This is a genomic window from Pseudomonas sp. MPR-R2A5 (assembly GCF_058793055.1).
In genome coordinates this window covers 1-24,732 of the sequence record NZ_JBXAFK010000034.1, presented here as the reverse complement: position 1 = coordinate 24,732, position 24,732 = coordinate 1, and the positions used below count along the sequence as shown (strand labels likewise).

General features: G+C 64.0%; 22 protein-coding genes. 14 read left to right on the top strand and 8 right to left on the bottom strand.

Features of this window, described 5'->3' with window-relative positions; translation table 11 throughout:
* Positions 1 to 30: 30 nt before the first annotated feature.
* From AC1Q6I_RS22485 to AC1Q6I_RS22470, 4 genes are read left to right on the top strand one after another with little or no spacing between them, the layout of a single operon-like run.
* Positions 31 to 1,056 carry an ABC transporter substrate-binding protein gene (locus tag AC1Q6I_RS22485; protein WP_024074696.1) on the top strand — a complete coding sequence of 342 codons (1,026 nt, stop codon included), beginning with the start codon at positions 31 to 33 and terminating at the stop codon, positions 1,054 to 1,056.
* Positions 1,053 to 1,970 carry an ABC transporter permease gene (locus AC1Q6I_RS22480; RefSeq protein ID WP_173903823.1) on the top strand — a complete coding sequence of 306 codons (918 nt, stop codon included), beginning with the start codon at positions 1,053 to 1,055 and terminating at the stop codon, positions 1,968 to 1,970. The genes AC1Q6I_RS22485 and AC1Q6I_RS22480 overlap by 4 nt, the downstream gene beginning before the upstream one ends.
* Before the next feature lie 6 nt (positions 1,971 to 1,976).
* Positions 1,977 to 2,786 carry an ABC transporter permease gene (locus AC1Q6I_RS22475; protein ID WP_010567348.1) on the top strand — a complete coding sequence of 270 codons (810 nt, stop codon included), beginning with the start codon at positions 1,977 to 1,979 and terminating at the stop codon, positions 2,784 to 2,786.
* Between the two features lie 17 nt (positions 2,787 to 2,803).
* Complete coding sequence (locus AC1Q6I_RS22470; RefSeq protein ID WP_024074694.1) at positions 2,804 to 3,958, top strand: ABC transporter ATP-binding protein; 1,155 nt, start codon at positions 2,804 to 2,806, stop codon at positions 3,956 to 3,958.
* A 131-nt stretch (positions 3,959 to 4,089) separates the two neighbouring features.
* Here AC1Q6I_RS22470 and AC1Q6I_RS22465 read toward each other — a convergent pair whose 3' ends face one another.
* Genes AC1Q6I_RS22465 through AC1Q6I_RS22455 form a run of 3 tightly spaced genes read right to left on the bottom strand, consistent with a single transcriptional unit; the run spans position 4,090 to position 6,529 of the window.
* Positions 4,090 to 4,830, bottom strand: a complete 741-nt coding sequence (locus AC1Q6I_RS22465; protein ID WP_024074693.1) for a PAS domain-containing protein — start codon at positions 4,828 to 4,830, stop codon at positions 4,090 to 4,092.
* Positions 4,831 to 5,490: a response regulator gene (locus AC1Q6I_RS22460; RefSeq protein ID WP_024074692.1), complete on the bottom strand. Its 660-nt coding sequence runs from the start codon at positions 5,488 to 5,490 to the stop codon at positions 4,831 to 4,833.
* Positions 5,459 to 6,529 (bottom strand): ATP-binding protein, encoded by a 1,071-nt coding sequence (locus AC1Q6I_RS22455; protein WP_236646004.1) that lies wholly within the window; start codon positions 6,527 to 6,529, stop codon positions 5,459 to 5,461. The genes AC1Q6I_RS22460 and AC1Q6I_RS22455 overlap by 32 nt, the downstream gene beginning before the upstream one ends.
* Positions 6,530 to 6,754: 225 nt before the next feature.
* Between AC1Q6I_RS22455 and AC1Q6I_RS22450 the strand changes: the two genes are divergently transcribed.
* From AC1Q6I_RS22450 to folD, 9 genes are all read left to right on the top strand, one after another.
* Positions 6,755 to 7,201, top strand: coding sequence for a dimethylamine monooxygenase subunit DmmA family protein (locus AC1Q6I_RS22450; protein ID WP_024074690.1), 447 nt, complete (start codon positions 6,755 to 6,757; stop codon positions 7,199 to 7,201).
* The gene (locus AC1Q6I_RS22445; RefSeq protein WP_102624614.1) at positions 7,198 to 8,127 is read left to right on the top strand and encodes a PDR/VanB family oxidoreductase; all 930 of its coding nucleotides are present in this window, start codon (positions 7,198 to 7,200) and stop codon (positions 8,125 to 8,127) included. Before AC1Q6I_RS22450 ends, AC1Q6I_RS22445 begins: the two co-directional genes overlap by 4 nt.
* An 11-nt stretch (positions 8,128 to 8,138) precedes the next feature.
* Positions 8,139 to 9,155 carry a heme-dependent oxidative N-demethylase family protein gene (locus tag AC1Q6I_RS22440; RefSeq protein ID WP_102624613.1) on the top strand — a complete coding sequence of 339 codons (1,017 nt, stop codon included), beginning with the start codon at positions 8,139 to 8,141 and terminating at the stop codon, positions 9,153 to 9,155.
* Between the two features lie 27 nt (positions 9,156 to 9,182).
* A complete protein-coding gene (locus AC1Q6I_RS22435) occupies positions 9,183 to 10,313 on the top strand; it encodes an aminomethyl transferase family protein (protein WP_102624612.1) in 1,131 nt (376 codons plus the stop codon).
* Between the two features lie 30 nt (positions 10,314 to 10,343).
* Positions 10,344 to 11,210: a formyltetrahydrofolate deformylase gene (gene purU / locus AC1Q6I_RS22430; RefSeq protein ID WP_102624611.1), complete on the top strand. Its 867-nt coding sequence runs from the start codon at positions 10,344 to 10,346 to the stop codon at positions 11,208 to 11,210.
* A gap of 20 nt (positions 11,211 to 11,230) precedes the next feature.
* Positions 11,231 to 12,598 carry a trimethylamine monooxygenase gene (locus AC1Q6I_RS22425; RefSeq protein WP_069075688.1) on the top strand — a complete coding sequence of 456 codons (1,368 nt, stop codon included), beginning with the start codon at positions 11,231 to 11,233 and terminating at the stop codon, positions 12,596 to 12,598.
* Between the two features lie 2 nt (positions 12,599 to 12,600).
* On the top strand, positions 12,601 to 14,910 hold the full coding sequence (locus tag AC1Q6I_RS22420; RefSeq protein ID WP_102624628.1) for a trimethylamine N-oxide demethylase: 2,310 nt from the start codon (positions 12,601 to 12,603) through the stop codon (positions 14,908 to 14,910).
* A 74-nt stretch (positions 14,911 to 14,984) separates the two neighbouring features.
* A complete protein-coding gene (locus tag AC1Q6I_RS22415) occupies positions 14,985 to 16,664 on the top strand; it encodes an APC family permease (protein ID WP_024074683.1) in 1,680 nt (559 codons plus the stop codon).
* Positions 16,665 to 16,725: 61 nt separating this feature from the next.
* Positions 16,726 to 17,646 carry a bifunctional methylenetetrahydrofolate dehydrogenase/methenyltetrahydrofolate cyclohydrolase FolD gene (gene folD, locus AC1Q6I_RS22410; protein ID WP_069075687.1) on the top strand — a complete coding sequence of 307 codons (921 nt, stop codon included), beginning with the start codon at positions 16,726 to 16,728 and terminating at the stop codon, positions 17,644 to 17,646.
* A gap of 329 nt (positions 17,647 to 17,975) precedes the next feature.
* On the opposite strand, the gene AC1Q6I_RS22405 is transcribed toward folD, so the two are convergent.
* From AC1Q6I_RS22405 to glnT, 5 genes are all read right to left on the bottom strand, one after another.
* Positions 17,976 to 19,301, bottom strand: coding sequence for an ammonium transporter (locus tag AC1Q6I_RS22405; RefSeq protein ID WP_041160897.1), 1,326 nt, complete (start codon positions 19,299 to 19,301; stop codon positions 17,976 to 17,978).
* Between the two features lie 137 nt (positions 19,302 to 19,438).
* Positions 19,439 to 20,761 carry an FMN-binding glutamate synthase family protein gene (locus AC1Q6I_RS22400; RefSeq protein ID WP_024074680.1) on the bottom strand — a complete coding sequence of 441 codons (1,323 nt, stop codon included), beginning with the start codon at positions 20,759 to 20,761 and terminating at the stop codon, positions 19,439 to 19,441.
* A 14-nt stretch (positions 20,762 to 20,775) separates the two neighbouring features.
* A complete protein-coding gene (locus AC1Q6I_RS22395; RefSeq protein WP_024074679.1) occupies positions 20,776 to 21,450 on the bottom strand; it encodes a GltB/FmdC/FwdC-like GXGXG domain-containing protein in 675 nt (224 codons plus the stop codon).
* A gap of 11 nt (positions 21,451 to 21,461) precedes the next feature.
* The gene (locus AC1Q6I_RS22390; RefSeq protein WP_069075686.1) at positions 21,462 to 22,367 is read right to left on the bottom strand and encodes a class II glutamine amidotransferase; all 906 of its coding nucleotides are present in this window, start codon (positions 22,365 to 22,367) and stop codon (positions 21,462 to 21,464) included.
* Between the two features lie 22 nt (positions 22,368 to 22,389).
* Positions 22,390 to 23,724: a type III glutamate--ammonia ligase gene (gene glnT / locus AC1Q6I_RS22385; protein WP_024074677.1), complete on the bottom strand. Its 1,335-nt coding sequence runs from the start codon at positions 23,722 to 23,724 to the stop codon at positions 22,390 to 22,392.
* A gap of 282 nt (positions 23,725 to 24,006) precedes the next feature.
* Here glnT and AC1Q6I_RS22380 point away from each other — a divergent pair, with 282 nt between their 5' ends.
* Positions 24,007 to 24,606, top strand: coding sequence for a helix-turn-helix domain-containing protein (locus tag AC1Q6I_RS22380; RefSeq protein WP_041161149.1), 600 nt, complete (start codon positions 24,007 to 24,009; stop codon positions 24,604 to 24,606).
* The last annotated feature ends 126 nt before the right edge of the window (positions 24,607 to 24,732 follow it).

The window sequence follows — 24,732 nt, the reverse complement described above, 5'->3', positions numbered from 1 at the left end:
CTCAATAACAAAACAAATGAGGGCGTGAACATGGTGTTGAACAAACGTACAACCGCGGTGCTGTTTGCCGGTTTACTGGCGACGGCCACCCACGCGGCCCTGGCGGCCGAAAGCATCAATTTCGTGAGCTGGGGCGGTAGCACCCAGGATGCGCAGAAGCAGGCCTGGGCCGACCCGTTCAGCAAGGCCAGCGGCATTACCGTGGTCCAGGATGGGCCCACCGACTACGGCAAACTCAAGGCCATGGTCGAAAGCGGCAACGTGCAGTGGGACGTGGTGGATGTCGAGGCCGACTTCGCCTTGCGCGCCGCCGCCGAAGGCCTGCTCGAACCCCTGGATTTCTCGGTGATCCAGCGCGACAAGATCGACCCGCGCTTCGTCTCCGACCATGGCGTGGGCTCGTTCTTCTTCTCCTTCGTGCTCGGCTACAACGAAGGCAAGCTCGGCGCCAGCAAGCCCCAGGACTGGACCGCGCTGTTCGACACCAAGACCTACCCCGGCAAACGCGCCCTCTACAAATGGCCGAGCCCTGGCGTGCTCGAACTGGCCCTGCTCGCCGACGGCGTACCGGCCGACAAGCTCTACCCGCTGGACCTGGACCGCGCCTTCAAGAAACTCGACACCATCAAGAAAGACATCGTCTGGTGGGGCGGCGGTGCACAGTCTCAGCAACTGCTGGCCTCCGGCGAAGTCAGCATGGGCCAGTTCTGGAACGGTCGCATCCACGCCCTGCAGGAAGACGGCGCGCCAGTGGGCGTGAGCTGGAAGCAGAACCTGGTGATGGCCGACATCCTCGTCGTGCCTAAAGGCACGAAGAACAAAGCCGCCGCGATGAAGTTCCTGGCCAGTGCCAGCAGCGCCAAAGGCCAGGCCGACTTTTCCAACCTGACCGCCTATGCTCCAGTGAACATCGACAGTGTGCAGCGCCTCGACTCGGTGCTGGCGCCGAACCTGCCGACCGCCTACGTCAAGGATCAGATCACCCTCGATTTCGCCTACTGGGCCAAGAACGGTCCGGCCATTGCGACACGGTGGAATGAATGGCTAGTCAAATGAAAATGACGGCAACCACACCGACCGGGAGCGCCCTCGGCGCTGCCGGCGCGGTTTCCTCCAAGGCCGGTGCGCCGGCCCTGGCGCAGCGCTGGCGGGGGTCGAGCAACCTGATCCCGGCCCTGCTGTTCCTCGGCCTGTTCTTCCTGGCGCCGCTGATCGGCCTGCTGCTGCGTGGCGTGCTGGAGCCGGTGCCGGGCCTGGGCAACTATGAACAACTGTTTGCCAACTCGGCCTATGCACGGGTGCTGCTCAACACCTTTTCGGTGGCGGGCCTGGTGACCCTGTTCAGCCTGCTGCTGGGCTTCCCGCTGGCCTGGGCGATTACCCTGGTGCCGCGCGGCTGGGGGCGCTGGATCCTGAACATCGTGCTGCTGTCGATGTGGACCAGCCTGCTCGCCCGCACCTATTCCTGGCTGGTCTTGCTGCAAGCCTCCGGGGTGATCAACAAGGCGCTGATGGCGATGGGCATCATCGATCAGCCGCTGGAGATGGTGCACAACCTCACCGGCGTGGTGATCGGCATGAGCTACATCATGATCCCATTCATCGTGCTGCCGTTGCAGGCGACCATGCAGGCCATCGACCCGATGATCCTGCAGGCCGGCTCGATCTGCGGCGCGAGCCCGTGGACCAACTTCTTCCGGGTGTTTCTGCCGCTGTGCCGGCCGGGGTTGTTTTCAGGCGGCCTGATGGTGTTCGTGATGTCCCTCGGTTACTACGTCACCCCGGCGCTGCTCGGCGGTGCGCAGAACATGATGCTGCCCGAGTTCATCATCCAGCAGGTGCAATCGTTCCTCAATTGGGGCCTGGCCAGTGCCGGCGCCGCGTTGCTGATCTTCATCACCCTGGTGCTGTTCTACTTCTACCTGAAGCTTCAGCCGGAATCCCCGGTTGGCGCCAGCAACGCGAGGTAAGCCGTCATGCTCCTGACTCCCAATGCCATGAGCCGCAGGATGCGCTTGGGCCTCTACACCACCACCGGCTTGATCGGCCTGTTCCTGCTGCTGCCGATCGTGTTCATCGTGCTGCTCTCGTTCGGTTCGTCGCAATGGCTGGTGTTCCCGCCACCGGGCTGGACGCTGAAATGGTATGGCCAGTTCTTCTCCAACGCCGACTGGATGAATGCCGCGATGGCCAGCCTCAAGGTGGCGGTGCTGACCACCGTGTTCGCCGTCGCCCTGGGCCTGCCCACCGCGTTTGCCCTGGTGCGCGGGCGTTTCCCCGGCCGTGAGCTGCTCTACGGCCTGTTCACGCTGCCGATGATCGTGCCGCTGGTGATCATCGCCGTGGCGGTGTACGCGCTGTTCCTCAAGCTCGGCTACACCGGCACGATGTTCGCCTTTGTGGTCAGCCATGTGATCGTCGCGCTGCCGTTCACGATCATCTCGATCATCAACTCGCTGAAGCTGTTCGACCAGTCGATCGAAGACGCGGCGGTGATCTGCGGCGCCTCGCGTTTGCAGGCGGTGTTCAAGGTGACCTTTCCGGCGATTCGCCCAGGAATGGTGGCCGGTGCGCTGTTTGCCTTTCTGGTCTCGTGGGACGAGGTGGTGCTCAGCGTGATGATGGCCAGCCCGACCCTGCAAACCCTTCCCGTGAAAATGTGGACCACTCTGCGCCAGGACCTTACGCCTGTGATCGCCGTCGCTTCGACGCTGCTGATCGGCCTCTCGGTACTGGTCATGGTGATTGCCGCCGCCGTTCGCCGGCGTACCGAAACCCGCGCCTGAGCGCCGAGGAGAAGAACATGAGTGCAGTGATCAACGATGTCGCGCGAAGCCATGGCCAACCCCTGGTCAGCCTGCGCAACCTGAACAAGCACTACGGCGAATTTGCCGCCGTCGACAACATTTCGCTGGATATCAAGGACGGCGAATTCCTCACCTTCCTCGGCTCCAGCGGCTCGGGCAAAAGCACCACGCTGTCGATGCTCGCCGGTTTTGAAACACCGAGCAGCGGCGAGATCCTGGTGAGCGGCCAATCGCTGGTCAACGTACCGCCGCACAAGCGCGACATCGGCATGGTGTTCCAGCGTTACTCGCTGTTCCCGCACCTATCGGTACGCGACAACATCGCCTTCCCCCTGGCGATTCGCAAACTGGCCAGTGCCGAACGCGAGAAGCGCGTCGACGCCATGCTCAAGCTGGTGCAGCTTGAGCAATTTGCGCATCGCCGCCCTTCGCAACTGTCCGGCGGCCAGCAGCAACGGGTCGCCATCGCACGCGCGCTGGTGTACGAGCCGCGCATCCTGCTGATGGACGAACCCCTCGGCGCCCTCGACAAGAAGCTGCGTGAAGACCTGCAGGACGAACTGCGCCAACTGCACCGGCGCCTGGGCATCACCATCGTCTACGTGACCCACGACCAGGAAGAAGCCATGCGCCTGTCCCAGCGCATCGCGATTTTCAGCCACGGCAAGATCGTCGGCCTGGGCAGCGGCTTCGACCTCTATCAGAACCCGCCGAACGCCTTTGTCGCGTCGTTCCTCGGCAACTCCAACTTCCTCAAGCTCAAGGCCCAGGGCAATGCAGCGGCGTCGTTCGAAGGCCAATCCCTGTCGATCCGCCTGACCAGCGGCCTGCACACCGAGCAGGAGGTACTGCTGATGGTGCGCCCGGAAAAAGCCCTGGCGCTGAGCGTCGAACAGGCCACCGCACAGCCCTTGGCCGCCGGTTGGAATGAAGTGTCGGCCATCGTCGGTGAAGTGCTGTTCCTCGGCGAAAGCCAGACCTGCACGGTGAAAACCCTCGGCGGCACGTCGATGACGGTCAAGGCACTGTCTGCCGCGGGCATGCCCCTCAAGGCCGGCGACCCGGTGCGCGTGCGCTGGGCCACGGCGGATGCGTGTGTGTATACCGAATGGGCTGAAAGCGACCTGAACAAGGCCGCCGGCGCGCACTGAGTCACCCTTGTGGGAGGGGGCTTGCCCCCGATGGCTGTGGGTCAGCCAAAGATGCATCCACTGACACTCCGCCATCGGGGGCAAGTCGAATCGTCGCACCGCCCCTCCCACATTTGAACGGCGTTTACCCGTTAAAGCTTGCGCTCGAAAATCGCCCCCTCGATCCCCAGCACCTCGCGGGTATCGGCATAAATCCCCACGCCCTTCTCCCACACGTGCTTGATCGAGCGGTCGGCGCAGCGGATCTGGTAATTGAGCTCGAACGGCTCATGCCGCGACAGCGCATATTGCACCTCGCGCCATACGTAGTCGGCATCCTGCGCCAGGATCAGGCTGTTGTAGGTGAACTCATGGTTGTCCACCAGGCGCTCGGCGGGGTAGCCGGTCAACTCCAGGCAGCCGGCGCTGACGAATTCCATGGTCCAGTCGCGGTTGTTGCGCCCGCGGTAGATCAGCCCCGGCATGCTGTCGAGCAGGCTCATGCTGCTGCGCTGGCTGGCCTGCAAGGCAATTTCACGGCGTTTATGCGCGGTGATGTCGCTGGCCACCAGATAGAACCCCTGGGGGCCGCGCTTGAGGCTGATCTCGAACCAGCGCAGCTCGCCGCTGGGGTGCACGAAGCGCAGACGCTGGTTGAACGAGGTCTCGGGGCGGCGGCGCAGTTCATTCAGGGCCTGGCGCCATAGTGGGCGGTCTTCCTGGTGCACATAGTCCATCAGGTTGCGCTCGGCACCCGGCGGCCCCATCAGCTCGGCCCAGGCCAGGTTGAAGTGGGCGATCTGGCCGTTGTCGCGCAGTTGCAATAAGGCGGCGGGAAAGCAATCCATCAGATCAATCGGCAGGGGCGCAAACGCTTCAGGGCTATCCCTCATTTAATGGCGCTCCTCGTGTTTCATCAAGGCGCCGCTGTGCACCCAGGCCGCCAGCTCCAGCCGTGAATGCAGGCCAAGCTTCTGCAACAGGCTGCGCACGTAGATTTTCACCGTGCCGTCGCTGATCCCCAGTTCCCGGCCGATCTGTTTATTGCTCATGCCGGCGGCGATCAGCGCCAGGGTCTGGCCTTCGCGTTCGGTGAGGTTTTCGCTGCCCGCGGCCTCACACGCCGGCGCAGGCTCGGCCTGGTCGGCGAGCAAGGCAATCAGGGTCGAGTCCAGCACGATCGCGCCCTTGTGACAGTTGCGCATATACGCCAGCAACGCCTCGGGCTCGGTTTCCTTGAGCACATAGCCGCTGGCGCCCAGGCGCAAGGCGGTGAGCAGCTCGGCGCGGTCCATCGAGGCGGTGAGCACCACCACCTGACACTCCAGGCGCAACTGGCGCAGTTCATCCAGCACCTGCAAACCGCTGAGGCCGGGCATGTGCAGGTCGAGCAGGACCTGTTGCGGCGTCAGGCTCACGGCCAGGTTAATGCCTTCACGGCCACTGGCTGCCTGCCCCACCACTTCAAAGTCGTCGCTGGCGTCGAACAACTGCGCCAGGCCCTTGCGAAACAATGGGTGATCATCGATCAGTAATAAGGTCGTGCAATCCATCGAGGCTCCCCTGTGGCAGGTCGTGGTGGCGGCGCAGGCCAAGGTGCACGCGCACCCCGTGCGGGCGGATCGTTTCAATGCTCAGGCGCGCGCCGAGGCTGGCGGCGCGCTCGCGGATAATCGCCAGGCCGAAATGATTATGTTCGTCGGATGCCGGGCTCAGGCCGATGCCATCGTCTTCCACCGACACTGAAGCGTCGCCGTCCTGGGTCTGGCGCAGCTCAATGCGCACGTGCCGCGCGTGGGAATGGCGCACGGCATTGGCCAGGGCCTCGCGAATGATCTGCAAGACCTGCAATTCGGTTTCCGGGCCCAGGGCATCGTCCGGCAGGCGGTTGTCCAGTTCGAACACGATGATGCAACGCCGCGAGAACTCCGCCACCGAATCGGCCAGGGCCTGGCGCAGCGAGCGCCCGTCCATGGTCAGGCGCGCACTGGTGATCAGCTCGCGCACCTGGCGTTGCAACTGGCTCAGGCCGGCACACAGGTCGTGCAGGGCTGGCGCGCCCAACTGCGACTGCAACCCATGGGCCTGGAACGACAGGTAACCCAACTGCTGCGCCACCGAATCGTGCAGCTCACGGGCCAGGGCACCGTGGCGGGAGGTCGCCTGTTTGCGCTGCTGCTCACGGGCGTGGCCGCGCAGGCGCACGGTTACGCCGACGGCCTGCGCTGCCTCTTCCAACAACTGGCGCCAGCTGGCACCGGCTCGCCTGGGCGTGTCGAGCAGCAACACGCCCTTCTGGCCCTCGGGCAAGGCGCACACCAGGCGATGCACACCGCGTTGCCGGCACGGGCCGCAGGCCTGGGGCGTTTGCGCCACAGCTGCATTGCGCCAGGGGCAGGTCGCGGCGTCCTGGCAGCCTTCGATCAAAGCGCGGCGTGTCGGGCTGAGGTCTTCGCCGCCGAGGATCAGGTTGAGCCTGGCGCGGGGTAGCAGTGCGTCGAAACGGTCCAGGAAATCCGACAAGGCACCGTCAGCGTGCAGGGGCAACCCGGCCAACAGCCGGCGCACGCTGCGCGCCTGTTCGCGGCGCACAGGCCCCAACCAGAGCGGCCACCATTGCGGTCGTATTCGCACTCTTCGATAACTCCCCGTCCCGTTGCTCGGCGTGACCTCAAGCCCAGCAACTTCCATGCCCCGAACGCCCTTGGGGCAAGGCTTATCTCCAAAGGCATAGCCCTTTTTCCAGATTGAGAAGATTTTCCCCATAGGAAAGTATCTCTCCCAACAGGAAACAAAACGCACCTTGGAGGAGCCCGCATGACGCACACCCTCAGCCGCCCCATCGTGGTGATGCAATCGGCGACCGCCTGCACGGAGGTGGTCGCCACGCTGGACCAGCCGGTACTGCTGAACGGCGAACAACCCGACTTCGCGCGCCGCTTGCAACAGGCATTGAGCAGCGCCACCGTGGGGTGCCGGCTTTACCTGCTGGGAGATGAAGCCTTTGTCTGGCGTATCCATGCGCAAGCCCGCGCCGCTGGCCTGGAAGACGACGAGATCAGCATGACCTGCGCCACGCCCGGCCTACGCCAGGTGTATTGCGCCCACTGTGGCCTGACCCAGGCTGCCGGGCCAGCGCCCTCATTGAACTGCATCGGCTGCCACGTCGGGCTTGAAGTGCGTACGCATTTCTCTCGGCGCCTGGGGGCTTACCTCGGCGTGTGCCACAACCCCGACCAGCCCTATGCAGGGTTCCAGCCATGAGCGCGGCCCTCAAGGTTCAGGTCAGCGCCGCAAGAATGCTCACGCCGGTGGTGCGCGAACTCACCCTGACCGCCTGCGACGGTACCCTGCCCGGCTTCTCGCCCGGCAGCCATGTGCAAGTGCATCTGCCGCTGGCCGACGGCACGGTGCGCAACGCCTATTCGCTGACCAGCGACCCGGCGCACCTGCACCACTACCGCATCGCCGTGCGCCTGCAAGACGCTTCGCGTGGCGGCTCGCAGTACCTGCATCGGCAGGTGCAGGTCGGCGACACCTTGCAGCTCTCGCCGCCGGCCAATCTGTTCGCGCCCCACGGCACCGCGCGCCGGCATATCCTCATCGCTGCCGGTATCGGTATCACGCCGTTCATGGCCTATATCGCCGCGCTGGAACAGCAGCAGGCCGACTTCGAACTGCATTACCTGTTCCGCCCAGGCCTCAGCGACGCCTATCTCGACGAGTTGCAACAACGCCTCGGCCCGCGCCTGCACAGCTACGAACGGCGCCCGGACCTGAACCGGATCCTCGCCAACCGGCCACTGGGCAGCCACGTCTACAGCTGTGGCCCGCAGTCTCTGCTCGACGCGGTCGAGCTTGAGGCCACCCGCCTCGGTTGGTCGCCCAAGCGCGTGCATTCCGAAGCCTTCAAGGGTGCCCAGCCGGGCCAGCCGTTCGACCTGCACCTGCTGCGCAGCGGCCGGCGCCTGCGGGTCGAGGCCGAGCAAAGCCTGCTCGAAGCCCTGGAGCACGCAGGACTACAGGTGCCCAATCTATGCCGTGGCGGGGTCTGCGGCCAGTGCATTACCCGGCACAACGGCGGCGCCATCGAACACCGTGACAGTTTCCTCAGCCCGGCCGAGCAGGCCGAATTTCTGATGCCCTGCGTCTCGCGCGGCCACGGCCCCTGCGTTTCGCTGGACCTCTAGGAGTGAGTGACATGCCCCTGCAATCGAGCCCCGTGTTGAGCTATCGCGACGATTTCAGCTTTCGCAACAGCCCGGCGGCGATCCGGCGCTTCCCCTTTCCGTTCATCGAGGACAGCTACCTGTACTCGGTGAATATCGAACCGGCCACCTCCCGCGACCCCGGCTCGATCTATGAGCACGCCTTCGACATCGACGAGCACTACCGCTCGGAAATGGCCGAACGCGCCCTGGTGCTGGACCAGGACCCGCGCCGCTACCTGGTGATGCCGCACATGCAAGTGGCGGCCTGGGATGCGTTGCAGATGCTCATGCAGCACCTGGCCGCCGACTACCCGCAGTGGTTCAGCCTGAGGCAAGACGGCGAGCACTGGCATTGGCGCAACCACCTGCTGGATATCGACCAGCCCTTCATCTTCGGCGACGCCACCAGCCTGCCCTGCGCACCGCTGGAGTACATCGGCCGTCAGGTGCAGGGGGATTTCGCCCTGCTCGACCAGCGCGACGGCGACCTGTACATGGACGCCGGCCTGGTCACCAGCCCGGCCGACTGGTCGCTGGCGTTCGATGCCGGCATGAGTTTCAAGCAATGGCACGCACCGGTGCCCATGGCCCATCAGATGGGCGTGTTCGACCGCGCGCTGAAGTACCTGCTCAACCTGCAGGTCGGCCAGCCCGTGCGGCGCTTGAACTGGACCCTGACCATCAACCCGCGCCTGGATTCATCCCCCGAGACGTTCCATCAATGGGGCGCCGATCGCGGCCAGATCACCGCGCAGAACGTCGGGCAGCAGGTGCACCTGCGGGTCGAGCTGCAAGTGATGGCGCGCCTGCCGCGCAGCCACGCGGTGATGTTCAGCATCCGTACCTACCTGATCAGCCTGGACGAGCTGGTCACGCAACCCGGCTGGGGCTGTCGCCTGCACCGCGTACTGCGCGACCTGCCCGACCCCATCGCCGACTACAAGGGCATGACCCGCTACCGCCGCACGCTGGTCGAGTGGCTGAGCCAGTTTGATCCACTCGCGTGACCTCATTTTCCCGACAAGGAGCATCACATGACCCACTCCTGGCGTATCTCTGCATTGGCCGAACGGCACCGCGCCCTTGGCTCGAACCTTGAAGACTGGAACGGCATGGGCACCGCCTGGACCTACAGCAGTGCACTGGCCGACCACCACGAAGCGATCCGCACCCGCGCCGGCCTGATGGACGTGTCGGGGCTGAAAAAAGTCCATTACGTGGGGCCCCACGCCGAGAGCCTGTTGCAGTGGGCGACCACCCGCGACATCGCCAAGCTCTACCCCGGCAAATCGGTGTACGCCTCGATGCTCGACGAGGACGGCAAATTCGTCGATGACTGCATCGTCTACCGCACCGGGCCCAATGCGTTCATGGTGGTGCATGGCGCCGGCAGCGGGCATGAAATGCTGGTGCGCTCGGCCCTGGGCCGGCAAGTGGCGGTGCTGTTCGATGACGACCTGCACGACCTGTCGCTGCAAGGCCCGCTGGCGGTGGACTTCCTCGCCGAACACGTGCCCGGCATCCGCCAACTGGCGTACTTCCACCACCTGCAAACCCGCCTGTTCGAGCGCCCGGTGATGATCTCCCGCACCGGCTACACCGGCGAGCGCGGCTACGAGATTTTCTGCAAGGCCGCCGACGCGCCGTTCCTGTGGGACAGCATCCTCGAACAGGGCGCCGACCTGGGGATCATCCCCTGCGCCTTCACCGCCCTGGACTGGCTGCGGGTGGAAAGCTCGCTGATGTTCTTCCCCTACGACAACTCGCAGATGTACCCCTTCGCCGACCAGAAGGCCGGCGACACCCTCTGGGAAATGGGCCTGGACTTCACCGTTTCGCCGGGCAAAAGCGCGTTCCGGGGCGCCGAAGAACACCAGCGCCTGCGCGGCCAGGAGCGTTTCAAGATCACCGGCGTGCTGCTTGAGGGCGTGCGTGCCGCCGAGGCAGGCGACACCTTGTGGCAGGGCAACCGGCAAGTCGGCGTGATCACCTGCGGCATGTATTCGCGCCTGAGCAAACGCTCGATGGCCATCGCGCGCATGAGCGTCGCCTGTTCCGAACCCGGTATTGCCGTGCAGGTGCGCGGCAGCCTTGAGGCCAGCGCCAGCACCCACGCCCTGCCCTTCGATGACCCGCAAAAAACCAAGCGCACGGCCAAGGGCTGAGCCTTCCTTCACTGTATTCAGGAGCCTTCGATGGACGCCTCCCGCGAACATTACATCCTCAAGATCACCTGCCCGGCGGCGTCCGGGATCGTCGCTGCGATCAGCGCCTGCCTGGCCCGGCAGCAGTGCTACATCAGCGAGCTGGCGCAGTTCGACGACGAGTTCACCGGGCAGTTCTTCATGCGCGCGGTGTTCCGCTTCAACACCGGCGTCAGCAGCGATATCGGCGCCCTGCGCGAAGGCCTGGGCGACCTGGCCGGCGGGTTCGATATGCACTGGCAGTTGTTCAGCTCACGCCAACCGACCCGCGTACTGCTGATGGTCAGCAAATTCGACCACTGCCTCACCGACCTGCTCTACCGCCACCGCAAGGGCGAGATGGACATGCACATCACCGCCGTGGTCTCCAACCACCTGGACCTGCGGGCGATGGCCGAGCGCGAAGGCATCCGCTTCATCTACCTGCCGATCACCCAGGACACCAAGGCCAGCCAGGAAGCCGAGCTGATGCGCATCATCGAAGACACCCAGACCGACCTGGTGGTGCTCGCGCGCTACATGCAGATCCTGTCTGACGGCCTGTGCCAGCACCTGTCGGGGCGGGCGATCAATATCCATCACTCGTTCCTCCCAGGGTTCAAGGGCGCCAAGCCCTACCACCAGGCCTATGACCGTGGCGTCAAGCTGATCGGCGCCACCGCCCACTACGTCACCAGCGACCTGGATGAGGGCCCGATCATCGAGCAGGAAATCCAGCGCGTCGACCATACCCACTTGCCCGACTCGCTGGTCGCCATCGGCCGCGACACCGAAACCGTGGCCCTTTCCAAGGCCCTGAAATACCACCTGGAACACCGGGTGTTCATCAACCAGGACAAGACAGTGATCTTTCGCTGAAACCTTCAGGAGGCACGCTCATGACCCTACGTGTTGCAATCATCGGCGCCGGCCCGTGTGGCCTGGCGCAACTTCGCGCGTTCCAGTCGGCCCGCGACAAAGGTGCCGCCATCCCCGAATTGGTGTGCTTCGAGAAACAGCAGGACTGGGGCGGCATGTGGAACTACACCTGGCGCACCGGCCTCGACGAGAACGGCGAGCCGGTGCACGGCAGCATGTACCGCTACCTGTGGTCCAACGGCCCCAAGGAATGCCTGGAATTTGCCGACTACACCTTTGAAGAACATTTCGGCCGGCCCATCGCGTCCTACCCGCCGCGCGAGGTGCTGTGGGACTACATCAAGGGCCGGGTGGAGAAAGCCGGGGTACGCGACTACATCCGCTTCAACCACGTGGTGCGCCAAGTCACCTTCGACGAACAGACCCAGCGCTTCAGCCTGTATGCCCACGACTACAACACCGACACCTTGACCTGCGAAGCATTCGACTACGTGATCAACGCCTGCGGCCACTTCTCCACGCCCAAGGTGCCGTACTTCGAAGGCTTTGAGCAATTCGCCGGGCGCATCCTGCATGCCCATGATTTTCGCGAGGCCCTGGAGTTCAAGGACAAGGACCTGCTGATTGTCGGCAGCAGCTATTCGGCCGAGGATATCGGCTCGCAATGCTACAAATACGGCGCGCGCAGCATCACCAGTTGCTACCGCACCGCCCCCATGGGCTATGCCTGGCCGGACAACTGGGAAGAAAAACCACTGCTCCAGCGCCTGGAAAACAACCGCGCGTACTTTGCCGACGGCAGCAGCAAGCACATCGATGCGGTGATCCTGTGCACCGGCTACAAGCACCACTTCCCATTCCTGCCGGATGAACTGAGCCTCAAGACCGACAACCGCCTGTGGCCGATGAACCTCTACAAGGGCGTGTTCTGGGAACCCAACCCCCGTCTGATCTACCTCGGCATGCAGGACCAGTGGTACTCCTTCAACATGTTCGATGCCCAGGCCTGGTATGCCCGCGATGTGATCCTCGGGCGCATCCCACTGCCCAGCCAGGCCGAGATGGTCGCCGACAGCCAGCAATGGCACGCGCGGGAACAGACCCTGGAAACCAACCAGCAGATGTTCGAATACCAGGGCGCCTATATCCAGCACCTGGTGGACGCCACCGACTACCCGGATTTCGACATCGCCGGAGTCAACGAAACCTTTCTGCACTGGAAGCACGACAAGGCGGAAAACATCATGGGTTATCGCGACAAGTCCTACCGCTCGCTGATGACCGGCACCCAGTCGCCGCCCCACCACACGCCGTGGTTGCAGGCCCTGGATGATTCGATGGCAGCGTACCTGGGCGCGCCCGCGACGCCCATCAAGTCGGTCGGCTGATGATGAATGCACCGCGTATTTCCCATCCCCGAGAGCCCGGGCTGTTTGCCCGCGCGCCGAACCTGGAGCGCTACCGCGTGGCCGCCGGCGGTGTGACCCTGGTGGACTTGCAGCCTGGCGACGGTCTGCACGTGATCGACGTCGAAGGCCGGCAACCCTGCGCACTGCTGGCCCTCGACGCCGGCGGTCGCAGCGCCCTGGCGAGCTGGGGCCTGAGCGGGTCAACGGCGTGCAGTGTGCCAGGGCGTATCGGCCTGGCGCTCCAGCGGCGCGGCATCGACGCCCAGGCATTGCCGCTGGCCGCCTCGCTGTGGGACACCGACAGTCCGCCCGGCCACAGCCGGCAGTTTGTCGCCCAGGACGCGCTGCTGGTGATCGTCGCCGCGCCCGCCGAGGCCACCGCCGTCGACCGGCAATACCGGCCCAGCGAGCTGCGCCTGCGGGTGACGCGGGCCAACCCGTCGCCGCTGCTGGTACCGCACCTGCCCGAGCCGTTGGGCGACGTGCTGGACGAATTCACCCTGCGCGCGGGCACGGCCCGCAGCTACACCGTTGCCAAGGGCCAGTACGTGCAGGTGCTGGATGTGGCCGGCCGCCAGTGTTCGGACTTCGTCGCCCTCGACCGGCGTGCCCTGGATCGCGGCGTGGAGCTGGATCTGGACCAGACCGTCACGCGCACCCTGAACGGCAGCGCCTACCCGGCACCGGGGCTGTTCTCGAAGTTTTTCGACCGCCACATGCAACCGATGCTGGAGGTGGTGCAAGACACCGTCGGGCGCCACGATTCATTCGCCCTGGCCTGCGCGGCGCGCTACTACGAAACCCATGGGTATTTCGGGCACGACAACTGCAGCGACAACCTCAGCCAGGTCCTTGCGCCCTATGGCGTGCAGGCCCGCAACGGTTGGCCGGCGATCAACTTTTTCTTCAATACGGGGATTGATGCGCACCAGCAGATGACCCTGGATGAGCCCTGGTCGCGGCCCGGTGACTACGTGCTGCTGCGGGCCATGACCGACCTGCTGTGTGGCAGTACCTCGTGCCCGGATGACATCGACCCGGCCAATGGCTGGAACCCGACCGATATCCATGTCCGCATCTACAGCGAGAAGGAGCGTTTTTCCATCGCCATGAGCACTCGAACCACGGCGGATGCCGACCCGATTCTCACCCGTGAGTCCGCGTTTCACTCACGCACCAGCGCCCTCACCGGCAGCTTCACCGACTACCGCAACTGGTGGCTGCCGCTGCGCTACGACGGTTACGGCGCCACCGAGGAATACCTCGGGTGCCGCGAACGGGTGGCGGTGATGGACCTGACCGCCCTGCGCAAATTCGAAATCATCGGCCCCGACGCCGAAGCCCTGTTGCAGTACTGCCTGACCCGCGATGTGCGGCGCCTGGCGGTGGGCCAAGTGGTGTATTCGGCGATGTGCCACGCCCACGGCGGCATGCTCGACGACGGCACCCTGCTGCGCCTGGGCCCGGACAACTTCCGTTGGATCTGCGGCGAAGACTACGCCGGCGTCTGGTTGCGCGAGCAGGCACAGAAACTGGGCATGAAGGTGTGGGTCAAGTCCGCCAGCGAGCAGATCCACAACCTGGCGGTGCAAGGGCCCCTGAGTCGCGAACTGCTCAAGCAGATGGTCTGGACCCCGCCCACCCAGCCGAGCCTGGAAACCCTCGGCTGGTTCCGCTTCCTGGTCGGCCGGCTGGACGGTTTCGACGGCTGCCCGTTGATGATTTCGCGCACCGGCTACACCGGCGAGCTGGGCTTTGAGGTGTGGTGCCAGCCCGAAGACGCCGAACGGGTGTGGGACCGCATCTGGCAACTCGGCCAACCCTTGGGCCTGGTCCCGCTGGGCCTGGAGGCCCTGGACCTGCTGCGCATCGAAGCCGGGCTGATCTTTGCCGGCTACGAGTTCAGCGACCAGACCGACCCGTTCGAGGCGGGCATCGGTTTCAGCGTACCGCTCAAGAGCAAGACCGATGACTTCATCGGCCGCGATGCCCTGTTGCGGCGCAGCGCCCACCCCAGCCACAAGCTGGTCGGCCTGCACCTGAGCGGCAACGAGACGGCCCGGCATGGCGACCCGGTGTACCAGGGCCGGGCCCAGGTCGGGGTAATCACCAGTGCCTGCCGCTCACCGCTGCTGGCCAGCAATATCGCGCTGTGCCGGGTCGACGTGAGCTGCGCCGAGCCCGGCACTGAACTGGAGATTGGCAAAGTCGATGGCCTGCAGAAGCGCATCAGCGCCACGGTCAGCGCAGCGATTTTCTACGACCCGGACAAAAGCCGGGTGCGTAGCTGATCGTCCCGAAACGTGTGTGCCACCCCATTTTGACTGCCCCAACCTAACCGCTATTCAGACATGGGAATACGAAGATGGAAGCGACGACGTTCGAGGCTGTACCGCAGGCTGCCGGCTCGGTGGGCAGCCTGCACCGCAAGATCGATTGGCGCGGGGCCTTCTGGGTCGCCAGTGGCGTGCCCGCGCTGGTGCTGTTCTCCATCGGTGCGATTGCCGCCACGGTGGGCAAGCCGGCGTGGATCGTGTGGATCGTGTCGATCCTGTTCGGGTTTATCCAGGCCTTCACCTACGCCGAGATCGCCGGGTTGTTCCCGCACAAATCCGGCGGCGCCTCGGTGTACGGCGCGGTGGCCTGGGTGCGCTACAGCAAGCTGATCGCGCCGGTGTCGGTGTGGTGCAACTGGCTGGCCTGGTCACCGGTGCTGTCCATCGGCTCGGGGCTGGCGGCGGGGTATATCCTCACGGCGCTGTTTCCCGCCGATGCGTTGATCAACACCTGGCAACTGACCCTGCTGGACCTGGGCTGGGTCAAGAGCGGTCTGTCGCTGCGCATCAACGCGACGTTCGCCATTGGTTTGTTGATTTTGCTCACGGTGTTTGCCGTGCAGCACGGCGGCATCCTGCGTTCGGCGCGCCTGACCCTGGTGCTCGGCGTCACCTCGTTGATTCCGCTGCTGCTGGTGGGCGTGGTGCCCTTGTTCACCGGGGATGCGGCCCAGGCCAACTTCCTGCCGCTGTACCCCCTGGCCCATGACGCGGCCGGGCAAGTCATCGATGGGCCCTGGGATATTTCCGGCTGGTCGCTGATGGCCGGTGGGCTGTTCATGGCGGCGTGGTCCACCTACGGTTTTGAAACGGCGGTGTGCTACACCCGCGAATTCAAGGACCCCAAGCGCGACACGTTCAAGGCGATCTTCTACGCCGGCCTGCTGTGCATCCTGGTGTTCACCCTGGTACCGCTGGCGTTCCAGGGCAGCCTGGGGCTGGGCCAACTCGTGACCCCGGCGGTGCTCGACGCCAGTGGCGCAGTCGTGACGCCGGCGGTGTACAGCGGCCTGCTCTCGCCCGCGATCTACAGCGGCATGGGGGTTGGCCAGGTGATGGCCGACAGCATCGGTGGCGGCAAGGTGGTCGCCAATATCGTGTTGATCATGCTGGTGCTGGCGACGTTGCTGGCGATCATGACCTCGATGTCCGGTTCGTCGCGCACCCTGTATCAGGCCTCGGTGGATGGCTGGTTGCCCAAGTACCTGGGGCGCACCAACGAGCATGGCGCGCCGACGGCGGCAATGTGGACCGACCTGTCATTCAACCTGCTGCTGTTGCTGATGTCGGACTACGTGTTCGTGCTGGCGGCATCCAACGTCAGCTACATCATCTTCAACTTCCTCAACCTCAATGCCGGCTGGATCCACCGCCTGGACCGCCCCGACTGGGTACGCCCGTACAAAGCCCCCACCGTGCTGCTGGCGGCCGGCGGCGTGCTGAGTTTCGTCAACCTGGCCTGCATGGGCCTGGGCGCGGATATCTGGGGCGCGGGCACGCTGGTCACCGGCTTGCTGTTGGCGCTGCTGATCCTGCCGGTGTTCTGCTACCGCCACTATGTGCAGGACAAGGGCCACTTCCCCGCCGCCATGCTCACCGACCTGTATATCCAGGCCGATGACGGCCAACGCCGCGCCGGCTGGCTGCCCTATGCCACGCTGGTGGCCGGTGTGCTGGTGGTGTATGCCTGCCATCAACTGGTAGCCTGAGCCTTCTGGCCTGCCTATGGCTGAGGGATTGTTATCCCTCAGCTCCTTATTTCCCCAGACAATGGTGACGCTTTTGACCAGCTCTCTCCCCACGCTTGCCCGCGATATCGACGGCAAAGCCATCGCCGCCCAGGTGCTCGACGAGGTTCGCGAAGAGGTCCTGCTGCTTGCCTCGCAGCAGATCTACCCGGCCCTGGCGGTATTGCTGGTGGGCGATGACCCGGCCAGCCACGTCTACGTGCGCAATAAACTGCTGCGGGCCAAGGAAGCCGGGATTCGCTCCCTGGAATACCGGCTGCCGGAAGATGCCAGCCAGGCGCAGGTGCTGGACCTGCTTGCCCAGTTGAATACCGATGCGTCGGTCAACGGCATCCTGGTGCAATTGCCACTGCCGGCGCATATCGACGAGGCAGCGGTGATCCACGCGATTGACCCGATCAAGGACGTGGATGGCTTCCACCGCGAAAACGTCGGCGGCCTGGTGCAAGGCATCGAGGTACTCACACCCTGCACACCCAGCGGCTGCATGCGCCTGCTGCACGAAACCTGCGGCGACTTGAGCGGCTTGCACGCGGTGGTCATCGGCCGCTCGAACATCGTCGGCAAACCCATGGCGACCCTGCTATTGCAGGCCCACTGCTCGGTCAGCGTGGTGCACTCACGCAGCGTCGATGCCCCAGCGTTGTGCCGTTTGGCCGACATCGTCGTCGCCGCCGTCGGCCGGCCACAATTGATCGATGCCAGCTGGCTCAAGCCTGGCGCAGTGGTCATTGATGTCGGGATCAACCGCATCACCACCGAGACCGGCACGAGGCTGGTGGGGGATGTGGACTATGCCAGCGCCCGCACCGTGGCCAGCGCGATCACCCCAGTACCGGGCGGTGTGGGACCGATGACGATTGCCTACCTGCTGAAAAACACCCTGGTGGCGAGCCAGTTGCAGCGCAAAGCCCTGCCCCGAGCGCTGGCGCTGTACCTGTAGGAGCGAGCTTGCTCGCGAAAAACGTCCAGGCAACGCGGTCATCCAGGGTGCCCGCGTTATCGTTAACGATCTTCGCGAGCAAGCTCGCTCCTACAGGGTTCTCAGTGGTTTTAGGCGGCCAGGTCCATTTCTTCCACCGACTCATGGGCACGCAGGCTGAAGAACACCCTGGTGGCGAGCCAGTTGCAGCGCAAAGCCCTGCCCCGAGCGCCGGCGCTGCACCTGTAGGAGCGAGCTTGCTCGCGAAAAACGTCCAGGCAACGCGGTCATCCAGGATGCCCGCGTTATCGTTAACGATCTTCGCGAGCAAGCTCGCTCCTACAGGGTTCTCAGTGGTTGTAGGCGCGCTCGTTGTGCTCGGCCAGGTCCAGGCCCATCTCTTCCACCGACTCATGGGCCCGCAAGCCGACCAGGGCATTGACCACTTTGAGGATGATCCAACTGACCACAAAGCAATACACCGTGGTCAACAACACCCCCTTGAGCTGGGCAACCACCTGCCCTCCCATGGTCACACCTTCCACCAGGCCCCCCATGGACGGTACACAGAACACGCCAGTCAACACCGCGCCGATCATGCCGCCGATGCCATGCAGGCCGAACACATCAAGGCTGTCGTCGTAGCCGAAACGGCGCTTCAACACCGTCACGCTCAAGTAGCAGAACACCCCGCACAGCAGACCGATGGCCAACGCCCCCCCCACCCCCACATAAGCGCACGCCGGGGTAATCCCCACCAGGCCGGCCAACGCGCCGCTGGCCAGGCCGAGGGCACTGGGTTTGCCGACCTTGAACCACTCGGTGAACATCCAGCCGAGAATCCCGGCGCACGCGCCCAGTTGGGTATTGAGCATGACGATGCCCGAGGTGCCGCTGAGGCCACCGCCGGAACCGATATTGAAGCCGAACCAGCCGACCCAGAGCATCGCCGCGCCGGCCATGGTCAGGCTCAGGTTATGCGCAGGCATCGGCGTGTTCTGGTAGCCCTTGCGCTTGCCGAGGATCAGGCACGCGGCGAGTGCCGCCACACCGGCATTGATGTGCACGGCGGTGCCGCCGGCAAAATCGAGCACGCCCCAGTTATGCATCAAGGCCCCCGAACCGCCCCAGACCATATGCGCCACCGGGGCATAGACCAGGGTGAACCAGATGGCCATGAACAGCAGGGCCGCCGAGAATTTCATGCGTTCGGCAAAGGCCCCCGCGATCAGGGCCGGGGTGATGATCGCGAAGGTCATCTGGAAGGTCACGAACACACCTTCCGGAATATCCCCCACCAGGCTCTCCGGGGTCATGCCGGCCAGGAAGGCACGGCTCAGGCCGCCGACAAAACTGTTGAAGGTCACCTGCCCTTCGACCATGCCGGTGGTGTCGACCACCATGCTGTAGCCGTAGATCACCCACAGCACGCCCACCAACCCGGCGATGCCAAAGCATTGGGTGAACAGCGAGAGCATGTTTTTCGCGCGGACCAGGCCGCCATAGAACAACGCGAGCCCCGGCAAGCACATGAACAGCACCAGCACGGCGGCGGTGACCATCCAGGCGGTACTGCCGGTGTTCAAGGTGGGTGCATCAGCAGCGTACGCCAAGGGTGCAAAGGCACCGGCCGCGAATAAACCGAAGAGGGATTTGCCGAGAAGACGATTGACCATGTTCAAAGCTCCTGCAACAGAAGTGTGTAGGAGCGAGCTTGCTCGCGAAAAACGTCCAGGCAACGCGTTCATCCAGGGTGCCAGCGTTATCGTTGACGATCTTCGCGAGCAAGCTCGCTCCCACAGGGGGGGGTAATTCAGTAACTCGAGCCCGGCACCCAGCTGGTCCCGGCCAGCGGCACGCGGGCCATGGCGGCCGATTCCACGGTCAGCGCCACCAGGTCCTCGGGGTCGAGGTTGTGCAGGTGCGACTTGCCGCACGCACGCGCCATGGTCTGCGCCTCCAGCACCATCACCCGCAGGTAGTTGGCCAACCGCCGCCCACCTTCCACCGGGTCGAGGCGCTTGGACAGCTCCGGGTCCTGAGTGGTGATACCGGCCGGGTCGCGGCCGTTCTGCCAGTCGTCGTAGAAGCCGGCGGCCGAGCCGATTTTTTTCAGTTCCGCGTCCAGCCTCGGGTGGTTATCGCCCAGGGCAATCAGCGCCGCCGTACCAATGGCGACCGCATCCGCGCCCATCGCCATGGCCTTGGCCACGTCGGCACCGTTGCGAATCCCGCCCGACACGATCAACTGGACCTTGCGATGCATGCCCATCTCTTGCAAAGCCTGTACCGCTTGCGGGATGGCCGACAAAATCGGGATGCCCACATGCTCGATAAACACTTCCTGGGTCGCGGCGGTGCCGCCTTGCATGCCGTCGAGCACGATCACATCGGCACCGGCCTTGACCGCCAGCTTCACGTCGTAATACGGCCGGCTCGCGCCGATCTTCACGTAGATCGGTTTTTCCCAATCGGTGATTTCGCGCAGCTCGGCAATCTTGATCGCCAGGTCATCCGGCCCGGTCCAGTCCGGGTGGCGGCAGGCGCTGCGCTGATCCACACCGATGGGCAAGGTGCGCATGCCGGCCACGCGTTCGGTGACCTTCATGCCCAGTAACATGCCGCCACCGCCGGGCTTGGCGCCCTGGCCGAGGACGATCTCGATGGCGTCGGCCTTGCGCAAATCATCCGGGTTCATGCCGTAGCGCGACGGCAAATATTGATAGACCAAATGCTGCGACTGGCCACGCTCTTCCGGGGTCATGCCACCGTCACCGGTGGTGGTGCTGGTGCCCGCGATGGTCGCGCCACGGCCCAGGGCTTCCTTGGCATTGGCCGACAGCGCGCCGAAACTCATGCCGGCGATGGTCACCGGGATCTTCAGATGGATCGGCTTCTTGGCGAAGCGGTTGCCGAGGATCACGTCGGTGCCACACTTCTCGCGATAGCCTTCCAGCGGGTAGCGCGACACGCTGGCGCCAAGCAGCAGCAAGTCATCGAAGTGCGGCAGCTTGCGCTTGGTGCCGCCGCCGCGAATGTCGTAGATGCCGGTTTCGGCGGCGCGCTGGATTTCCTGGATGGTCAGGCGGTCGAAGGTGGCCGACTCGCGCAGGACCGGAGGGGTTTGTTCAGTCATGGTGGAGCTCCTGATCAGTACGCGGAGGCGTTATCGACTTTGAAGTTGTAGAGTTGACGGGCCGAGCCGTAGCGCTTGAAGTCCGCCGCCTGGTGGGCGAAACCCGCACGGTCGAGCAGCTCTTGCAGCTCTTTGAGGTGCTCGCTGCGCATCTCTTTTTCGACGCAGTCCGAGCCCAGGGACTCCACCGTGCCTTTGACGTAGATGTGAGTTTCGTACAGCGAATCGCCCAGCGCATCGCCGGCATCGCCACACACCACCAAACGCCCGGCCTGGCCCATGAAGCAGCTCATGTGGCCGATGCTGCCGCCGACAACGATGTCGATACCCTTCATGGAAATCCCGCAACGCGCGCCCGCATCGCCCTCGATCACCAGCAAACCGCCATGGGCCGTGGCCCCGGCCGCCTGAGAGGCGCTGCCCTTGACCCGTACCGAGCCGGACATCATGTTCTCGGCGCAGCCCACGCCGACATTGCCGTGCACGGTGATCGAAGCCTGCTGGTTCATACCCGCGCAGTAGTAGCCGGCGTGGCCCTCGATATCGATGGACACGGCTTGGTTCACGCCCACCGCGAGGTTGTGCTTGCCGTTGGAATGGATCACGCGCCATTCGTTGTCGATGGCCTGGGCGTGCAGCGCCTGGTTGAGGTCACGCACGGTGGCGGTGGAAAGATCGATGGTTTTCATGTGTGCGCTCCTTAAGCCGACTGGCGTTCCCAGATGTACAACGTGGCCGGTGCCGGCTCCCAGATCCGCGCGTTCTCGATGCCCGGCAGGCTCGACAGCGCCTGGTACTCGGAGGCCATGGCGACGTAGTCGTCGGTCTCGGCGAGGATCGCCGGCTTGCACGCAATCGGGTCGCGGATCACCGCAAAACCGTTGCGCGTGCCGATGGCGAAGGTGAAGAAACCGTCGAGGTCTTCCAGGGAATGGTCCAGCGCCTCTTTGAGCGAATCGCCCTGTTGCAGGCGCCAGGTCAGGTAGCCGGCGGCGACTTCGGTGTCGTTGTCGGTTTCAAAATGGATACCTTCGCGCTTGAGTTCCTGGCGCAGGCGGAAGTGGTTGGACAGCGAGCCGTTGTGCACCAGGCACAGGTCGGCGCCGGTGGAAAACGGGTGGCTGCCTTCCATGGTCACCGCACTTTCGGTGGCCATGCGCGTGTGGCCGATGATGTGGCTGCCCTGCATGCTCGCCAGGCCGAAGCGCTGGGAAATCTCCTCGGGCAGGCCCATGCCCTTGAGGATCTCGATGCTCTGCCCGGCGCTCATGATGCGTACGCTCGGCGCCAGTTCGGCCAGGGCCTGGCGCACCGGGGCTTCGTCGGCGTGGATCTTCAACACGGCGGCGCTGGCGTTCTGGAACCAGTCCAGGGAACAGCCGAGGCGCCCTTCCAGCTCGCCCATCAAGCCTTTCCAATCGAAGGCTTCGGTGGTGGCTTGCAGGGTCAGCTTGACCCAGCCATCGGCGACTTCATCGCCGTAGATGGCAAAACCGGCGCTGTCCGGGCCACGGTCGGTCATGGCTTGCAGCATGGGTTCAAACAGCTGGCCGAGCTGGGGTTCCAGCCGCGGATTCTTCAGGTACAGGCCTACGATTCCACACATAACAAGTCTCCGTCACACGGTGTCAGAAAAATTCGGTATAGCGCTGGATTTCCCAGTCGCTCACATGGCGGCTGTACTCCACCCACTCCATGCGCTTGAGCTTGATGAACTCGCCCACGATCTGCGGGCCAAGCACTTCGGCGAACAGCGCGTCGGCTTCCAGCGCGTCACAGGCTTCCTTGAGGGATTGCGGCAGGGTCTTGATGCCGCGTTCAGCGATCTGCTCAAGGCTCAGGCTGTAGAGGTTTTCGTTGCAGACGTGGTCGATTTCCAACTGGCGATCGATACCGTCCAGGCCCGCGGCGATGATCGCGGCGCTGACCAGGTAAGGGTTGCAACCGGCATCCGGCAGGCGGAACTCCAGGCGGCCATACGGCACGCGCACCATGGCCGAGCGGTTGTTGGCGCCAAACGCAATAAAGGCCGGGGCCCAGGTGGCGCCGGACAACGAGTTGCCGACCACCAGGCGCTTGTACGAGTTGACCGTGGGCGCGGCGAACGCACACAGCGCCGGGCCATGGGCGAGCAAACCGGCGGCGAAGTGATAGGCGAGCTTCGACAGGCCCATGCCGCTCGGATCGCTGGCGTCATGGAACAGGTTTTTGTTCTCGGCGCTGCTGATCGACAGGTGAAAATGCATGCCGTTGCCGGCGCGTTTCGGGTCGGGCTTGGGCATGAAGGAACAGATCATGCCCAGGTCATTGGCGATCTCGCCGGCGGCCATGCGGAAGAAGGTGAAACGGTCGGCCGAGGTCAGGGCGTCGCTGTAGGTGTAGTTGATCTCGAACTGGCCGTTGGCGTCTTCGTGGTCGATTTGATAGACCTCGAAATCCACCGCCTGCAAGGCTTCGGTCAGGCGCTCGAGGAACACCCGCGAACGGGACAGGCCCTTGTAGTCGTAGCAAGGCTTGTCGAGGTTGTCGCTGGGGTCCACCAGTTGCAACTTGCCCTGCTCGTCGCGGCGCATCAGGTTGAATTCGGGTTCCAGGCCGGTGTTCAGCGTCCAGCCCTTGTCCTGCAGGCGCTGCACCTGCTGTTGCAACACGTAGCGGCTGTCGTAGGGATGGGGCTGGCCGTCGACATGACCGACGCACACCACGCGCCCATAACCTGGCTGCCAGGGCACCGGGGTCAATGTCGAGAGATCGCCGCGCGCCATGAAGTCCGGGCCATGAGGCTCCATGCCCATGCCGCTGATGGCAAACCCGGCGAACCCCGCGCCCTCTTCGGCCACGGTCTTGAGCCCACAGATCGGCACCGACTTGGTCTTGGCCGCCCCGTGAATATCCACAAACTGCGCAAGCACGTACTTGATCCCGTGCTTGTCGATGATGCGCTGGGTTTCTGCTGGCAACATTGCGTGTCACTCCTCGCGAAAGGCAAAACCGTGTGGGTGGGCCTAGGCTGTCTTTTTATTCCTAAAAAGAAAGTTAGTTTCCCAACAGGAATGCAATACCCTTGCCAGATTCGCGAGCGGCGGATTGATGTGCCGGTGAAAGCGCTTTTGTGCTGTATATATGGGAAAATTCTTTTCCCCGCAGGAATACGTACAGCGGGGTGGCCTTCAAGCGCCAGACCTTGCACTTTCCCAGTGCGAAAATAATATTACTGAACGGAAACCGTGCAGGAGCCGATGATCATGTCCACCGAAACCGCCCCGCGCCTCAAGCTCGAGCAATACCTGGGGCTGCAGATCAAACGCCAGCGCCAGGCCCAGGACCTGAAGCTGTCCGACGTGGCGAAGATTGCCGATATCAGCCAGGGCATGTTGAGCAAGATTGAGAACGCCCAGGTGTCCACCAGCCTCGATACCTTGAGCCGCCTGTGCGATGTGCTCGGGCTGCCGTTATCGAAGTTGTTCAGCGAATACGACCAGCAGGATGGCAGCGCCTTGCTGGTCAAGGCTGACCAGGGCATGGAAGTGGTGCGCCGGGGGACCGAGAAGGGGCATACCTATCACCTGCTCAACCATACGCGCGGGCCGAAGAAGAGTTTCGAGGCGTACATGGTGAGCATGGATGACGCCAGTGAGGAGTTTCCGACCTTTGCTCATCCGGGGACGGAGTTTTTGCATTTGCTGGAGGGGGAGTTGATTTATCGGCATGGCAATCAGCTGTATCGGATGGAGGCTGGGGACAGCTTGACGTTTGAGGGGGAAATTCCTCATGGGCCGGAGGAGTTGGTGCGGGTGCCGATTCGGTTGTTGTCGATTATGAATTATGGGGGGGATAAGGAGTGATCGTGGGCATATCCGTTGTTTTGGGGGTGGGGGTTTCGTGTACATATCCGGGGGTGTCAGAAATTTTGTGTTCGGGCATAACATGAGTAAGAGGTGCATGTATGCCAACCAAAAAGAAACCTGCGT

What these genes read in the sequence shown, in the direction of transcription:
- AC1Q6I_RS22485 (WP_024074696.1), top strand. Translation starts at nt 31, where the DNA reads ATGGTGTTGAACAAACGTACAACCGCGGTGCTGTTTGCCGGTTTACTG.
- AC1Q6I_RS22480 (WP_173903823.1), top strand. Translation starts at nt 1,053, where the DNA reads ATGAAAATGACGGCAACCACACCGACCGGGAGCGCCCTCGGCGCTGCC.
- AC1Q6I_RS22475 (WP_010567348.1), top strand. Translation starts at nt 1,977, where the DNA reads ATGCTCCTGACTCCCAATGCCATGAGCCGCAGGATGCGCTTGGGCCTC.
- AC1Q6I_RS22470 (WP_024074694.1), top strand. Translation starts at nt 2,804, where the DNA reads ATGAGTGCAGTGATCAACGATGTCGCGCGAAGCCATGGCCAACCCCTG.
- AC1Q6I_RS22465 (WP_024074693.1), bottom strand. Translation starts at nt 4,830, where the DNA reads ATGAGGGATAGCCCTGAAGCGTTTGCGCCCCTGCCGATTGATCTGATG.
- AC1Q6I_RS22460 (WP_024074692.1), bottom strand. Translation starts at nt 5,490, where the DNA reads ATGGATTGCACGACCTTATTACTGATCGATGATCACCCATTGTTTCGC.
- AC1Q6I_RS22450 (WP_024074690.1), top strand. Translation starts at nt 6,755, where the DNA reads ATGACGCACACCCTCAGCCGCCCCATCGTGGTGATGCAATCGGCGACC.
- AC1Q6I_RS22445 (WP_102624614.1), top strand. Translation starts at nt 7,198, where the DNA reads ATGAGCGCGGCCCTCAAGGTTCAGGTCAGCGCCGCAAGAATGCTCACG.
- AC1Q6I_RS22440 (WP_102624613.1), top strand. Translation starts at nt 8,139, where the DNA reads ATGCCCCTGCAATCGAGCCCCGTGTTGAGCTATCGCGACGATTTCAGC.
- AC1Q6I_RS22435 (WP_102624612.1), top strand. Translation starts at nt 9,183, where the DNA reads ATGACCCACTCCTGGCGTATCTCTGCATTGGCCGAACGGCACCGCGCC.
- purU (WP_102624611.1), top strand. Translation starts at nt 10,344, where the DNA reads ATGGACGCCTCCCGCGAACATTACATCCTCAAGATCACCTGCCCGGCG.
- AC1Q6I_RS22425 (WP_069075688.1), top strand. Translation starts at nt 11,231, where the DNA reads ATGACCCTACGTGTTGCAATCATCGGCGCCGGCCCGTGTGGCCTGGCG.
- AC1Q6I_RS22420 (WP_102624628.1), top strand. Translation starts at nt 12,601, where the DNA reads ATGAATGCACCGCGTATTTCCCATCCCCGAGAGCCCGGGCTGTTTGCC.
- AC1Q6I_RS22415 (WP_024074683.1), top strand. Translation starts at nt 14,985, where the DNA reads ATGGAAGCGACGACGTTCGAGGCTGTACCGCAGGCTGCCGGCTCGGTG.
- folD (WP_069075687.1), top strand. Translation starts at nt 16,726, where the DNA reads ATGGTGACGCTTTTGACCAGCTCTCTCCCCACGCTTGCCCGCGATATC.
- AC1Q6I_RS22405 (WP_041160897.1), bottom strand. Translation starts at nt 19,301, where the DNA reads ATGGTCAATCGTCTTCTCGGCAAATCCCTCTTCGGTTTATTCGCGGCC.
- AC1Q6I_RS22400 (WP_024074680.1), bottom strand. Translation starts at nt 20,761, where the DNA reads ATGACTGAACAAACCCCTCCGGTCCTGCGCGAGTCGGCCACCTTCGAC.
- AC1Q6I_RS22395 (WP_024074679.1), bottom strand. Translation starts at nt 21,450, where the DNA reads ATGAAAACCATCGATCTTTCCACCGCCACCGTGCGTGACCTCAACCAG.
- AC1Q6I_RS22390 (WP_069075686.1), bottom strand. Translation starts at nt 22,367, where the DNA reads ATGTGTGGAATCGTAGGCCTGTACCTGAAGAATCCGCGGCTGGAACCC.
- glnT (WP_024074677.1), bottom strand. Translation starts at nt 23,724, where the DNA reads ATGTTGCCAGCAGAAACCCAGCGCATCATCGACAAGCACGGGATCAAG.
- AC1Q6I_RS22380 (WP_041161149.1), top strand. Translation starts at nt 24,007, where the DNA reads ATGTCCACCGAAACCGCCCCGCGCCTCAAGCTCGAGCAATACCTGGGG.